Source organism: Ruegeria sp. ABD4_443, assembly GCF_056160865.1.
Window position 1 is genome coordinate 61559 of the sequence record NZ_JBSWYA010000012.1, and the last position, 13589, is coordinate 75147.

Genomic DNA, 13589 nt, shown 5'->3' on the forward strand with positions numbered 1-13589 from the left:
TTTCAGTTTTTTCATTTTTTGGCATAATACCCACAAAAAAATAGCAGGCAGTGAAATCAATGGATCGTCGAGCATTCGGATTGGGGGCCATGGCAACGCTGAGCCTTTCGGCATGTGCCTCAGCAAGCCCCAAATTTCTTTCCTATAGCGGCCCCGAGGTGACCTCGTTGGTGGTCAACAAGGGCGCGCGGAAACTTTATCTTCTGCACAATGAAAGCGTTTTGCGAGAATATGACGTGGATCTTGGGTTTGCGCCCCGGGGCACCAAGGTCAAGCGCGGCGATGGCCGCACGCCCGAGGGGACATATCTGATCGACCGCCGCAATCCGCGCAGCCGGTACCACCTGTCGCTTGGAATCTCGTACCCCAATTCGGAAGATGTTGCCAAGGCCAAGGCGTTTGGACTGGATCCGGGCGGCGATATCTTTATCCACGGGCAACCGAACCTGCGGTCGGAATTCAAGCGGGCGAAAAAGACCCCGGATTGGACCGCGGGCTGCATCGCCGTCAAGAACGACGAGATCGAAGAGATCTATGCGATGGTCAACAGGGGAACGGTCATCACCCTGCGACCCTGATCCGGGTCACAGGGGTTTCCAGTTCTGAAACCCGAACAGCAGGTAATCGCGCTGATACGCATCCGAAGCCAGTGTTTCCAGGTCTTCGTCGTAAATCTCGGACAGGGCAAAAGGCCCGTCCGGCCGGGGGGGACTGGGGTCGGGCGGATTCGGGTGGCCCACCTTGCGCGCAAGGTCTGGCAAGGCCTGTGCCAACTCCTCTTCGCGCAACGTCATGTCCGGTACCGCAAAGGCGGCGATACCTTCCAGCGTTTGGGCCTGACCGCACCACAGGCCATCCACACGGACCTGGGTTTGCCCTGACAGGTTCTGCCGGAGGAATTTCAGAAACGCCGCAAAGGCCGCGCGATGCTGATCAAGGTCATAGTTGTTGGGCCGGATTTCGCCCGGTATCGGCAGTTTGAACTGTTTGCGCAGCGTGTTTCGAATGCTGACATAGGCCCCCGGCCCCGTGTCCAGAATACGTTGGCAAAACACGCTGTGGGCGCGGGCAAGCGGATGGCGCAACACTGTGAACTTGCGGTGTTCGGGCCGGGCCTCCATCCATTTGCGCATCTGTTTCTGGTTCCGGCCCGACACCAGGTCATCCGTTGATCGTCTGTCCAGGTCCGCAAGCCAGGCGGCAACCGTGTCTTCGGGGCCGCCGCGAACCGGCAGGTAAAGCAACGGCGTTTCGGCGGCCGCAACGTAACGCGACACGGCGGGTCCGCGGCGTGGTTCGAAATTGGGGGTCCGCTGCAGGTTGAACCGGTCCATCCCCGACAGGGCGCTTTCCATCTGTTCGGGGTTTGTCACCTTTGACCGGGCAGGGGCGGGGTTTTGGGGTTTCAAATCCTTGCCCAGCGACTCTAGCCGGCCGGACACACCCAACCAGGCCGCCAGCCCATTCAGGATGTCCAGGCGATTGAGATCGTCATAGTTGATATAAAACGGAGCCTGCCCGGACACCTGAAGCCGGTTGAGCAATTCCAGCTGATATTGCTGCTGATGTTCAAGATAGTCGGAAAACTCGTCGGGATCGAACGCGACCTGGGCTTCGCGCCGACGTTTGACATTGGTCAGTTGCCATTGCTGCGTCGCGCGCGCGATCTTGAGCGACACATAGCTGTCCAGCGGATTGCGGGTCAGGATGATCTTGGCGCATCGCGGATCGTCCAGCGCCGGGTGCAAAATGCGTTGATCATGGGCGTGGAAAAACCGGAACCCGTTCAGCGCGCCAGGATTGTTCCTGATGGCCCGGATCAGCAGGGCCGGGTCGGCGTCCCGCTGGTCTTGCGTCAGGCCCAAAAGGGTGGTGTTTTTCGGATAACCGATGAAATGCGGGTTGAACGCTTCGCCATGGCAGGCCACGTCGCCAAGCGCGTTCAGATGCGCCTCAAGCAGGTTTGAACCCGTGCGCATCTCGGCAAGCAGGATGAAATAATCAAAGCGGGCTGTCATGCCAAGCTATTGCACCAGGTACGGTTTTCGGTAAGGCCGCGACTGCGGCCCGATCACTTCGTCGGGCGGGAAATCCCCCATCAGATAGGGGTGCATTCCCTGATTTTTCAGGTTTTGCAGGAACTTTCCGAACCCGGTCAAATCGACCATCCTGGGCGCCTGCGACAGGTAGCCGGGCTGCGTGGTTCCGATCTCATCCAGGATTGTCTGAAGCGGCTCCATCGGGGATTCGACAAATTCGGCCAGGTTCCAGATGCGGACATTGGCCTTGGTCCAGACGGAATCCAGAACCTCAAGCTGTTTGCATTCGATCTGCTGCAGCCGGGCGGCCTGGCTGCGGATATCGCCGAAATTCAGGTTGGACCGGAACAGCGGCAAGGCCCAGGCACCGGTCACGACCGAGATCTGGGCGTTCTTGTCGCGGGCCAGAAACCAGTTGATCGCCTGTGTGTCCCGGGGTCCGAACTGGAAACATTGCCGTTCACCGCGCGTGTTCCAGATCAGGTTGGACATGAAGGCGGTCGGGTTATAGTCGCGCAGCCGGGCGCAATCGCTGAGCGCCCCGGTGGTCGTGGCCTGACTTTCGGCAAACTCGGCCCGGTCGGGATCAAAGAGATGCCCGTGAACCCGCGTTCCGGTGGCATTTGCCAGCCAGGGCTCGAAATCCTCGAACAGTTCGGCAAAGCCCTGGAACATGGAATAGGGGAACGAGGTCAGGCCGATTTCGCTGCCGTGCCGTGGAAACCGGCTTTGCATATACAGCCCGTCGCGGCCGCGGGTGCGCCGCTCGACAGCTTTCGAGAATATGCGGTCGATCTTGCCCGGGTTAGGCTCTGCCGGTTTCACCGCGCGGGTTAGGTCGGTTAGGAAAGCCTGGTATAGTTGATCCGCCCGTGGCCAGATCTTACGTGCGGTAAAGCAGTCGGACCGCCGCAGCAATTGCAGGTGGTCATCGTAAAAGATATGGGGCCTGCCCTGGTAATCGAACTTGGACAACGTAAGCGACCGGCTTTCGATATGGGTGGAATACAGGCGTGCCAGGGTCTGGAAATAGCTTTCATCCGGTATCCAGACATGGCGGAAATAGCGGTCATAGACCGCCCGTTTGGGGTCTTGCAGGATGGCTGACAGGGTTTGTCGCGTCAGGCACCACCACTGGCTTCCCATATGTGGCACCAAGCCTTCGGGGATCGCGCGCTTGAACCCGACCGCGCGTTGCAGCCGGACATACCAGTCGAACAGTTTTCGCTGACGGCGCCAGGAAAACGGGAACCGCAGCGTGAACCGTTCGACATCAAGGCCGCCGACAGTCCAGCTGACATCGGCGGTGGTGGCGCTTTCGATGAAATCGACGCGGGGCCGGTCGGCCAGGTATTCGACAAGGTCATGAACCGGGCGCAGCGGCAGGCACGCCCCCGACGACAAAAGGACGTGGCGAACATCGGGGAAGTGCGACAGCATCATGACTGCGGCGGATTGCGTGGCGGCGACAATGCCCCATCCCCCCCAATCGCAGGCATGACGGTCGGAAAAACGGATCAACGGCTCATCGGCGCAGGCGGCGACAAATCCCGAATGCGCGCGCGCATTCACCTTGCGGTCGACATGAATGACCACCGGACAGCCAGAGGCCGCCCAATGCCGGGCCACCTGTTCGGCCCTGTCCAGTTCGGTGTGAACCAGCATAATGATGCCAAGCGTGCTCAAGCCCAGTTGCCTTTCGACATGAGGCCAAGAATTTCGAGCTGGCGCCAGTTGATGTATTTCTCGGACCATTTGCACCAGAAGACCGGTTTGTCTTCGAGCTGTTCCAGATAGGCGCGGTATTCATCAGAGCCACGGTAATGCTGCTTGCGCTGCAATTCTTCGCGTACCTTTTCGCCCAGCGTGTCGATCAGCTTGGCGTGCAGCAAGGCGCCGCTGGCCTTTTCGCCCCCCCATTCGTCATAGACCTGGTTCAGCCCGCGCGGCAGCAGGGCATGGGTCGAGCTGACATAGACATATCGTTTGTCCCATTTCACCAGCGGAATCTTGTTTAGCGCCGGTGCCTTTTCGGGGGCATCGCGGAAAAAGACCCGGCTGCGCGGGCCGCCCTGGATCCACAGGTTCCCATAGTCGGGGTTCTTCGAGATCATGTAATTGCCTGAGTCAAACCACGAGGCGACCTCGAACGGGTTCTGGCCTTCGTGATAGGGGGCGTTCTGAATGGGGCCTTCGGGGTACATGTCGATCAGCATTGTGCCGAAACTGCGCACCCCGGTGCCGTCCAGCCAGTCGGTCAGGGCCCGGATCGGGCGCGTATCGCAAAACGGGTAGATGAAGAATTCATCTGGGTCGACCGTGAGGACCCAGTGGTCATGCGCGTATTTCCGAAGCAGGTAATTCGTCCAATCGACACCGAATGTCGCGTTTTTATAACTTGCGCCGGATCGCCACAGCGAAACGTCGGGCTGCTCCTGCAGGTATTCGCAGGTGCCATCGTCACTTTCGTTGTCGACAAACAGGAAATGTTCGATGCCCAGCTTTCGGTAATAGGCCAGGAAATAGGGCAGCCGGATCTTTTCGTTGCGCACAACGCTCAACAGCAGGATCGTGTCGCGCCTGATCTTCGATGTGTTGTTGCTGACGGCCTTCAGATCCTTGCGTTTTCGCATGCAGCGCAAGAGGCGGCGCTTGCGCCGTAGTCTCATGCGATAGGAATCCAAAAGGCTCACGCGACTGCTCAACCTCTTTTACTCGCGAGCATGCCCGGGGCGTGGTGCGGCCAGAGTGGTGCCGGGCAACTTACGAATTTATGACACTTTGGCACAGTACGAGGCAACGTATTTATAACACGTTAGTTTGAAACGGGTATTTTAGATGCAGAATTCCCCGTTCTCCCAGGGAACAGGCGCCATCAGGCCCAGATGCTGCAACTGTTTCCACCCCGTGTACCGGACTGAGTTCGCGTTTCGCAGGCAGGGCCGGGCAATGATCCCGTCATAATACGAACCGAACTGGTCGGGGTCGTGAAAATGCTGGCGCCTTTGCTTTTCGGTTTGGGAATCGCCGATGACCTGAGGCAGGAACTTCGTGTGCAGCAATACGCCCGAAGGTGCGGTGCCTCCGGGCCCGTCATAGGCATGGTTCAGGTGCCGGGGCAGGGCCGAGTGGCACGAATTGACATAGGCATAGTGCCGGGACCAGCGCACCAGCGGGATCTTGTTCAGGGTCGGTGACCGTTCAGGCCGGTCGGCAAAGAACGCGCGTTCGCGGACACCGCCCTGAACCCACAGGTTGTCCAATGGGGTCTGACGTTGCGCCCTGTAAGGCCCGGCGTCAAACCAGCCCAGCGCCTCGGTCGGGTCGGTATTCGGGTCATAGGATTGATCCCCCAGCCGACCATGCGGATAGAGATCCAGCATCAACGCACCAAAGGCGTTAACCCCACGGGTTTGCAGCCAATCGGTCAGCATCGGCAGCGGGCGCGTGTCGTGTTGCGCATAGACCAGCAGTTCGTCCGCATCCACCATCAGGGTCCAGTGGTTGTGACCGTACCGCATCTGCAACCAGGTCAGCCAATCGAGGCCAAACCGCGCCGCCCGGTATGGGGCATCGGTTTGCCACAGCGATACATCCGGCTGGTCGGCCAGGAACGCGACCGTGCCGTCGTCGCTGCCATTGTCCACCATCAGAAAGTGGTCCACCCCGAGGCCGCGATAATGCCTGAAAAACCAGGGCAGGCGGGTGATTTCATTGCGCAGTGTGGTAAAGGCCAGGATCGCGCCGGGCCTTATGCCGCCCGTCCGGTCAGCCAGGCAGGTCAGGTGATGTCTGCTGCGAAATGACCGCCACAGCAGACGCCGCCGTTTCAGGCGCAATCGGTATTGCTGTACCCATCCGATCGGTTCAGGGGTATCGGTCACATCCGGCTCATTTCTCGTAGTGGCCGTTCTGATGCCACCGCCAGGCATCGGCAATCATAGTTTCTAACGTGGACCGATTCGGGGTCCAGCCCAGTTCGGCGCCTGCGCGGACCGAACCTGATACCAGCTTGGTGCAATCGCCCGCGCGGCGCGCTCCGACGCGATAGGGCACGTCACGATTGGTGACCGCTCTGGAATGGCCGATCACCTCCATCACGGAAAAACCGCTGCCGGTTCCCAGGTTGAACACCCGGCTGCCCTTGCCCTGCTCAAGCCAGTTCAGGCCCAGCACATGCGCATCGACAAGATCGCAAACGTGAACGTAATCCCGGATGCAGGTTCCGTCGGGTGTATCGTAATCCGTGCCAAAGACGGTCAGCGCATCGCGCTTGCCGTCAATCGCGTCCAGCATCAGCGGCACAAGATGCGTTTCGGGGCGGTGAAACTCTCCAACCTCTCCGTCCGGGTCGGCGCCCGCCACGTTGAAATAGCGAAAGATCACGTGGTTCAGCCCATGCGCGGCCTCGAAATCGCGCAGGATGTCCTCGATCGCGCGCTTCGAGGCGCCATAGGCGTTCAAAGGAAGCTGCGGCGTGTTCTCGTCCAGAACCACATTGTCATGTTCACCATAGGTCGCGCAGGTCGACGAGAAGACAAAGTTCAAACAGCCCGCGGCTACTGCGGCCTCGATCAGGGTCAGCGACCCCGTCACGTTGTTCGACCAGTACCGGCCCGGCTCGGACATCGCCTCGCCCACCTGGCTGAGGGCTGCGAAATGCATCACTGCGGCGGGCTGGTACCTGGCAAAAACCTCGTCCAGCCGCGCGCGGTCCAACAAATCACCCTGTTCGAAGGGGCCGTATTTGACCGCGTCCTGCCAGCCGGTCACCAGGTTGTCGAAGGTCACGGGCACATAGCCCGCGCGCGACAGCGCCTTGCAGGCATGTGATCCGATATAGCCGGCGCCGCCGGTAACCAATATGTGGGTCATCTGCATCCCTGCCGTATCTGGTTGTGCCGCGATCCGGCGTCCAGGGCGGGCACCGGTTTGTCAGCGCTTTCGGTCAGTCCAGCCCCATGGCGGCCATCATGTCCTCGATCTTGGCGACGTCCTGGGGGTTGTTCAGTTCCCAGAACTGGCGGTTTCTGGCTTCGACCTCGACGCACAGAACCTTGCGCCCGTTCTCCATAAAGCGCAATTGTTCGAGGCCTTCCAGGGTTTCAAGCGGTCCGGTCGGCCAGCCCGGATAGGCCGCCAAGGCGTCGGGGCGATATGCGTAGACGCCGACATGGTGAAACACGGGTGTAGGGTCGGCGCTGGCGTAGGTTTCCGACGTAAAGGGGATCACTTCCTTCGAGAAGTAGAGCGCGGTTCGATCTGCGCCAAAAACCGCCGTCGTGCCACCGACGCGCCCGTGCTTGCGGTCGTTCAACAACCCGTTCAGCGCGTCGCCGTCGCAGCGCAGCACAGGGGTTGCGACCCCGGCATCGGGGGCTGCGCGCAGGCCCTTGACCAGGTCTTCGACGAACCAATGCGGGGTCAGCGGCGCGTCGCCCTGCAGGTTGACCACGATATCATATCCACCGCCCAGCGCCGCATGGGTTTCGGCACAGCGTTCGGTTCCGTTGCCGCAGGATTCCGAGGTCATGACCACTTCGGCCCCAAAGCCCTGGGCGACATCCCGAATGCGGTCGTCATCGGTTGCGACAACCACCCGGTCGACACCCGAGACCGAACAGGCCGCCCGCCAGGACCTTTCGATCAGCGTCATCGCGGTTCCGTTCGCCCCGGTCAGCGGGACCAGCGGCTTGCCGGGATAGCGCGACGAGGCATAGCGGGCGGGGATGGCGATCAGAACCGACATCAGGCTTCTTTCAGGTCCACGCCGGGCGCATAGGCGATGAAGAACGGATTGGCATAGCCGTCCTTGCCATAGGTCAGCGGCGCGTGATCGTCAAAGCGCACCACGTTGCCACCGGCCCCGGCCAGCACGGCGTGACCTGCGGCGGTGTCCCATTCCATCGTGCGACCCACGCGCGGGTACAGGTCGGCCTCGCCCGTGGCGACCAGGCAGAATTTCAGGGACGATCCCGCGCTCTTGCTGTCCTGAACCTGGTACTTGTTGATATAGTCGTCCGTGGCCTGGTCGCGATGCGATTTCGAGGCCACGACCAAAAGCGCGGAATTGTCCGGTTCAGACACTGAAATCGGCGTCACGGCGCCGGGCTGGTCTTTGTCCAGGGCGCCGGTCTCTTCGACCGATTGCCCGTCGGGCTGGGTATAGAACATGCGCCCGCGGGCCGGGGCGTACACCACGCCGCGCGTCGGGGTACCGTTTTCGACCAGCGCGATATTGACGGTGAAATCGCCGCGCCGGTTGATGAATTCCTTGGTGCCGTCCAGCGGATCGACGATCAGGAACGTGTCGCCCTTTTCCGAATGCGATGCCGCCTGTTCTTCGGTCACCAGCAGGATATCGGGAAATGCCTTGCGCAGCCCGGCGGAAATCAGCGCGTCCGCGGCCTCGTCCGCTTCGGTTACGGGGCTGGCATCGGATTTGACTTTGACGTCGAAATCATCCGCCTCGTAGATCTCCATGATCTTGTCGCCCGCTTCTAGGGCCAGGCGTCTGATTGCGGGAATAAGCGCGTCGTAGGTCACAAAAATGCTCCGTTCCTGTGGTTTGTTGATCCAATAACCTGACGGCCTTATGCTGTGCCGGATACGGAACAGCAAGAATTTCGTGCGAGTTTGCAGGCATAACAGCGGGAAAGAGCCTTCGAGTGTTCTATTACAAGCGAAACAACTCCCTTTTGGGCAGCCTGGTCACTACGGCCGAGCTGGTGTTTCACGCGGTGGTGCGCAACGTGCGGTCACAGCATTCGAACGCGGTCATGGCGATCGTGATGAACATCGTTCAGGTGGTCCTGCTGGTTGCGGTCTTTTACCTGATCATGTCCTTCATGGGGACCCGCGTGGCCAAGATTCGCGGCGAGTTCATGTTGTACCTGCTGTCCGGCGTTTTCCTGTTCATCACGCATGTCAAATCGGTCGGCGCCATTTCCGGTGTCTCGGCGGCCAGCAACCCGATGATGCTGCATTCGCCGATGAACATGATGGTGATGCTGCTGGCCGCGGCCTTTGGCACGCTTTATACGCAGGTCATGTCGCTGGTGGTGATCCTGTTTGCCTATAGCGTCGGCATAGCGCCGCTTGAAATTCAGGAACCGGGCGGTGCCTTTGGCATGTTGCTGCTGGCCTGGTTCACGGGCTGCGCGGTCGGTCTTATTTTCATGGCACTGAAACCGTGGCTTCCGAACACGTCAAACATACTCAGCAATGTCTATCGGCGTATGAACATGATCTTTTCGGGCAAGATGTTCGCCGCAAACGCGCTGGGCGGGTTCATGCTGGGCATGTTTGCGTGGAACCCGCTGTTTCACATCATCGACCAATGCAGGGGGTTCATCTTCCGCAACTACTTTCCCCGCAACACAAACTGGGAATACGCGGTCTGGGTGGGTGTTGCCCTGTTGATGATCGGACTGCTTGGCGTGTTTTTCACCAAGAAACACGCCTCGCAAAGCTGGAGCGCCCGCCGCTAGCTGGCAACCCGTAGGGTCAGGTTGATGCGCCCGCCTTTGGGCAACAGGCGCGACGAGCCGAACCTGATCCGGTCTACCCCGTGATAAGCCAGCCGCGCCGGTCCGCCCATGATCACGACATCGCCCGAGTTCAGCCAGATCGATTCCGTCTTGCCGCCGCGCGTGGTATTGCCGATCCGAAACAGCGCATCATCCCCCAATGAGATCGACAGGACCGGCCACGAGAAGTCGGCCTCATCCTTGTCCTGGTGCAGGCCCATTCGCGCGCCTTCGCCGTAATAGTTGATCAGGCAGCAATCGGGCTGTCGGTCCGCGCCGGTCAGGTCCTGCCAGATGCCAAGTATCTCGGGTGGGATCATGGGCCATGTCGCGCCTTTTGGGTGGGTGTCCTGGTACCGATAGCCCGATTTGTCGGTCACCCAGCCCAATGACCCGGCCGAGGTCATGCGGACCGACATTTCCCTGCCCGACGGCGTCACCGGCCGGTAAAGCGGCGCGGCCTTAAGAATCGGTCGCAACCGCTCGACCAAGGCGATCTGCGCCGGTGTATCCAGATGGCCCTTTCGGATATCAAATCCACGCAAAAGCAGCTGCGCCATTCCAGAAACCCCAATCCTTTCCAAATCCTTGCCAAAAAGGCCGCAGATTCGTGAAAACCTGCATTTCTGAACGCTTGCAGGCCCCCGATCCCGCCCTTATATACGCCTCGACGCGCGATGGTGTAGCACCGTTGCGCATATCAGATCGGGGCAGGGATGCCATAACGGGTCCCGGCCTCGGGACATCGCCTTGAAGAGAAAGGGATCAAAATTATGGGAAAAGTAATCGGGATTGACCTCGGTACCACCAACTCGTGTGTGGCCATCATGGACGGCTCGCAGCCGAAGGTCATCGAAAACGCCGAAGGGGCGCGGACCACGCCCTCGATCGTCGCCTTCACAGAAGATGAGCGTCTGGTGGGTCAGCCTGCGAAACGTCAGGCGGTCACCAACCCCGACAACACGATCTTTGGCGTCAAGCGTCTGATCGGTCGTCGCGTGGATGATGCCGAAGTCGAAAAAGACAAGAAAATGGTGCCCTATGCCATCGTTGATGGCGGCAATGGCGACGCATGGGTCGAAGCCCGCGGTGAAAAGTACTCCCCAAGCCAGATCTCGGCCTTCACTCTGGGCAAGATGAAGGAAACTGCAGAAAGCTATCTGGGTGAGGAAGTCACGCAGGCGGTTATCACCGTTCCGGCATACTTTAACGACGCACAGCGTCAGGCCACCAAAGACGCCGGTAAGATCGCCGGTCTGGAAGTGCTGCGGATCATCAACGAACCGACAGCCGCCGCGCTGGCCTATGGTCTGGACAAGGAAGAAACCCAAACCATCGCGGTCTATGACCTTGGTGGCGGTACCTTCGACGTGACCATTCTGGAAATCGACGACGGCCTGTTCGAAGTAAAGTCGACCAACGGTGACACCTTCCTGGGTGGTGAAGACTTTGACATGCGCATCGTCAACTACCTGGCGGACGAGTTCAAAAAAGAACACGGTGTCGACCTGAGCCAGGACAAAATGGCCCTGCAGCGTCTGAAAGAAGCTGCTGAAAAAGCCAAGATCGAGCTGTCCTCGACCTCGCAGACCGAGATTAACCAGCCGTTCATCTCGATGGGCTCGAACGGTCAGCCGCTGCACATGGTCATGAAACTGACCCGTGCCAAGCTGGAATCGCTGGTCTCGGACCTGATCAAGAAGTCTATGAAGCCCTGTGCGGCTGCTCTGAAAGACGCGGGGCTGTCGGCGAACGACGTGGATGAGGTTGTTCTGGTCGGTGGTATGACCCGGATGCCGAAAGTGATCGAAGAGGTCACCAAGTTCTTCGGTAAAGAGCCCCACAAAGGTGTGAACCCTGACGAAGTGGTTGCCATGGGCGCCGCCATTCAGGCCGGTGTTCTGCAGGGCGACGTCAAAGACGTGGTTCTGCTGGACGTGACCCCGCTGTCGCTGGGTATTGAGACGCTGGGTGGCGTGTTCACCCGCCTGATCGACCGTAACACCACGATCCCGACCAAGAAGTCTCAGGTCTTCTCGACCGCCGAAGACAACCAGAACGCCGTAACCATTCGCGTGTTCCAGGGTGAGCGGGAAATGGCTGCGGACAACAAGATCCTGGGTCAGTTCAACCTTGAAGAAATCCCGCCCGCACCGCGCGGCATGCCTCAGATCGAGGTGACTTTTGACATCGACGCCAACGGTATTGTCTCGGTTTCGGCCAAGGACAAGGGCACCGGCAAAGAGCAGAAGATCACGATCCAGGCCTCTGGCGGTCTGTCCGATGATGACATCGAAAAGATGGTCAAGGACGCCGAGGAAAACGCCGAGGCCGACAAAGAGCGCAAAGAACTGGTCGAAGCCAAGAACCAGGCCGAAAGCCTTGTCCACGCGACCGAGAAATCGATCGAGGAACATGGCGACAAGGTCGACCCGTCGACTGTCGAAGCGATCGAACTGGCCGTTGCCGCGCTCAAGGATGAGCTGGAAACAGACAATGCCGACAAGATCAAGTCGGGCATCCAAAACGTCACCGAGGCGGCCATGAAACTGGGCGAGGCGATCTATAAGGCGCAAGCCGAAGAAGCCGAGGACGAACCGGCAGCCGCTGATGCCGCACCCGGCGACGATGACATCGTCGATGCCGAGTTCGAAGATCTGGACGACGACAAGCGTAACTAACGGGTAACCGGGCCAATTCGGGCCGGTCCGGTTGCCGGGCCGGCCCGATTACGTTGAGGCAGAAGGAAGAACTGATGTCCAAACGCGACTATTACGAAGTGCTCGGCGTGTCCAAGGGTGCTTCTGCGGATGAAATCAAGAAAGGCTTTCGCTCGAAAGCCAAACAGCTGCATCCCGATCGCAACAAGGACAATCCCGACGCCGAAGCGCAGTTCAAAGAGGCCAACGAGGCTTACGATGTTCTGCGCGACGCCGAGAAAAAGGCCGCCTATGACCGCTTTGGCCATGCTGCATTCGAAAACGGCATGGGCGGGGGCGGCCGCCCCGGCGGAGGATTCGGCCAGGGCGATTTTTCAAGCGCCTTTTCGGATGTCTTTGATGACCTTTTCGGGGACTTCATGGGCGGAGGCCGCCAGGGCGGCGGCCGCCGGGCCGCGCGCGGCTCTGACCTGAGGTATAACCTTCGGGTAACGTTGGAAGAGGCCTATTCCGGCCTTCAGAAAACCATCAATGTCCCAACTGCTGTCGCCTGTTCGGCCTGCGACGGCACCGGCGCTGAAGGCGGCGTAGAGCCGACGACCTGCCCGACCTGCTCAGGAATGGGCAAAGTCCGCGCCCAACAGGGGTTCTTTACCGTTGAACGCAGCTGCCCGACTTGTTCGGGGCTGGGACAGATCATCAAGAACCCTTGCAAATCCTGCCAGGGCGCAGGCCGTGTCGAAAAGGAACGGGGGTTGTCCGTCAATATCCCCGCAGGTGTCGAAACAGGCACCCGAATTCGGTTGGCCGGCGAGGGCGAGGCCGGCATGCGCGGCGGCCCTCCGGGCGACCTTTACATCTTTGTCGAAGTGTCGCCGCATAAGCTGTTTGAGCGCGACGGTACAAACCTGTACTGCCGCGTCCCGGTCAGCATGGCCAAGGCTGCGCTGGGCGGGTCGATCGAGGTTCCCACCATCGACGGCGGCCGCGGCCGCGTTCAAATACCTTCAGGCAGCCAGTCAGGGCGTCAAATGCGCTTGCGAGCCAAAGGCATGCCCGCACTGCGCGGCGGCGGCGTCGGTGACATGTTCATCGAGCTGGCGGTAGAAACGCCCGTGAACCTGACCAGCCGCCAAAAGGAGCTTTTGCGCGAATTTGACGATCTGGGTGAAGATAACCATCCTGAATCAAAAAGTTTCTTTTCATCTGTCAAATCCTTTTGGGATGGGATGAAGAACTGAAACGCTGCGCGTTAGGTTGCAGTGCTATCGAGGGGGCTCTGCCCCCGCCGCGGCAAGCCGCGACTCCCCCGGGATATTTAGAGCCAGATGAAGCAGGGGATCCGTTCTTCATCTGGCCAA

The 13589-nt window shown here is 59.8% G+C and carries 12 protein-coding genes; 4 read left to right on the forward strand and 8 right to left on the reverse strand.

Going from position 1 to position 13589, the window contains the following annotated elements; translation table 11 throughout:
• Nucleotides 1-59: 59 nt before the first annotated feature.
• A complete protein-coding gene (locus tag ACXAG8_RS17375; protein WP_475229956.1) occupies nt 60-578 on the forward strand; it encodes a L,D-transpeptidase family protein in 519 nt (172 codons plus the stop codon).
• A 6-nt stretch (nt 579-584) separates the two neighbouring features.
• Here the strand turns inward: ACXAG8_RS17375 and ACXAG8_RS17380 are convergent, their stop codons facing one another.
• The 7 genes from ACXAG8_RS17380 to cysQ form a co-directional block, all read right to left on the reverse strand.
• On the reverse strand, nt 585-2018 hold the full coding sequence (locus ACXAG8_RS17380) for a nodulation protein NodH (protein ID WP_475229958.1): 1434 nt from the start codon (nt 2016-2018) through the stop codon (nt 585-587).
• Nucleotides 2019-2024: 6 nt separating this feature from the next.
• The gene (locus tag ACXAG8_RS17385) at nt 2025-3725 is read right to left on the reverse strand and encodes a DUF5927 domain-containing protein (RefSeq protein ID WP_475229961.1); all 1701 of its coding nucleotides are present in this window, start codon (nt 3723-3725) and stop codon (nt 2025-2027) included.
• Nucleotides 3722-4708 carry a glycosyltransferase family 2 protein gene (locus ACXAG8_RS17390; protein WP_475229964.1) on the reverse strand — a complete coding sequence of 329 codons (987 nt, stop codon included), beginning with the start codon at nt 4706-4708 and terminating at the stop codon, nt 3722-3724. Before ACXAG8_RS17390 ends, ACXAG8_RS17385 begins: the two co-directional genes overlap by 4 nt.
• A 165-nt stretch (nt 4709-4873) precedes the next feature.
• Nucleotides 4874-5923 carry a glycosyltransferase family 2 protein gene (locus ACXAG8_RS17395; protein WP_475229967.1) on the reverse strand — a complete coding sequence of 350 codons (1050 nt, stop codon included), beginning with the start codon at nt 5921-5923 and terminating at the stop codon, nt 4874-4876.
• Nucleotides 5924-5930: 7 nt separating this feature from the next.
• Nucleotides 5931-6914: a UDP-glucose 4-epimerase GalE gene (gene galE / locus ACXAG8_RS17400; RefSeq protein WP_475229970.1), complete on the reverse strand. Its 984-nt coding sequence runs from the start codon at nt 6912-6914 to the stop codon at nt 5931-5933.
• Nucleotides 6915-6987: 73 nt separating this feature from the next.
• Nucleotides 6988-7788, reverse strand: a complete 801-nt coding sequence (locus tag ACXAG8_RS17405; protein WP_475229973.1) for a 3-deoxy-manno-octulosonate cytidylyltransferase family protein — start codon at nt 7786-7788, stop codon at nt 6988-6990.
• Nucleotides 7788-8585, reverse strand: a complete 798-nt coding sequence (gene cysQ / locus ACXAG8_RS17410; protein ID WP_475229976.1) for a 3'(2'),5'-bisphosphate nucleotidase CysQ — start codon at nt 8583-8585, stop codon at nt 7788-7790. The genes ACXAG8_RS17405 and cysQ overlap by 1 nt, the downstream gene beginning before the upstream one ends.
• Nucleotides 8586-8707: 122 nt before the next feature.
• On the opposite strand from cysQ, the gene ACXAG8_RS17415 reads away from it, so the two are divergent.
• Nucleotides 8708-9529 carry an ABC transporter permease gene (locus ACXAG8_RS17415; protein ID WP_475229981.1) on the forward strand — a complete coding sequence of 274 codons (822 nt, stop codon included), beginning with the start codon at nt 8708-8710 and terminating at the stop codon, nt 9527-9529.
• On the opposite strand, the gene ACXAG8_RS17420 is transcribed toward ACXAG8_RS17415, so the two are convergent.
• Nucleotides 9526-10128 (reverse strand): alpha-ketoglutarate-dependent dioxygenase AlkB family protein, encoded by a 603-nt coding sequence (locus ACXAG8_RS17420; RefSeq protein WP_475229986.1) that lies wholly within the window; start codon nt 10126-10128, stop codon nt 9526-9528. The genes ACXAG8_RS17415 and ACXAG8_RS17420 overlap by 4 nt on opposite strands.
• Before the next feature lie 213 nt (nt 10129-10341).
• Here ACXAG8_RS17420 and dnaK point away from each other — a divergent pair, with 213 nt between their 5' ends.
• Nucleotides 10342-12249 (forward strand): molecular chaperone DnaK, encoded by a 1908-nt coding sequence (gene dnaK, locus ACXAG8_RS17425; RefSeq protein ID WP_475229989.1) that lies wholly within the window; start codon nt 10342-10344, stop codon nt 12247-12249.
• A 74-nt stretch (nt 12250-12323) separates the two neighbouring features.
• The gene (dnaJ, locus tag ACXAG8_RS17430; RefSeq protein WP_475229992.1) at nt 12324-13469 is read left to right on the forward strand and encodes a molecular chaperone DnaJ; all 1146 of its coding nucleotides are present in this window, start codon (nt 12324-12326) and stop codon (nt 13467-13469) included.
• Nucleotides 13470-13589 lie beyond the last annotated feature (120 nt).

Bases quoted from the DNA above. Each gene is read 5' to 3' on its own strand.
- ACXAG8_RS17375 (WP_475229956.1), top strand. From the start codon at position 60: ATGGATCGTCGAGCATTCGGATTGGGGGCCATGGCAACGCTGAGCCTT.
- ACXAG8_RS17380 (WP_475229958.1), bottom strand. From the start codon at position 2,018: ATGACAGCCCGCTTTGATTATTTCATCCTGCTTGCCGAGATGCGCACG.
- ACXAG8_RS17390 (WP_475229964.1), bottom strand. From the start codon at position 4,708: ATGAGACTACGGCGCAAGCGCCGCCTCTTGCGCTGCATGCGAAAACGC.
- galE (WP_475229970.1), bottom strand. From the start codon at position 6,914: ATGACCCACATATTGGTTACCGGCGGCGCCGGCTATATCGGATCACAT.
- ACXAG8_RS17405 (WP_475229973.1), bottom strand. From the start codon at position 7,788: ATGTCGGTTCTGATCGCCATCCCCGCCCGCTATGCCTCGTCGCGCTAT.
- ACXAG8_RS17420 (WP_475229986.1), bottom strand. From the start codon at position 10,128: ATGGCGCAGCTGCTTTTGCGTGGATTTGATATCCGAAAGGGCCATCTG.
- dnaK (WP_475229989.1), top strand. From the start codon at position 10,342: ATGGGAAAAGTAATCGGGATTGACCTCGGTACCACCAACTCGTGTGTG.
- dnaJ (WP_475229992.1), top strand. From the start codon at position 12,324: ATGTCCAAACGCGACTATTACGAAGTGCTCGGCGTGTCCAAGGGTGCT.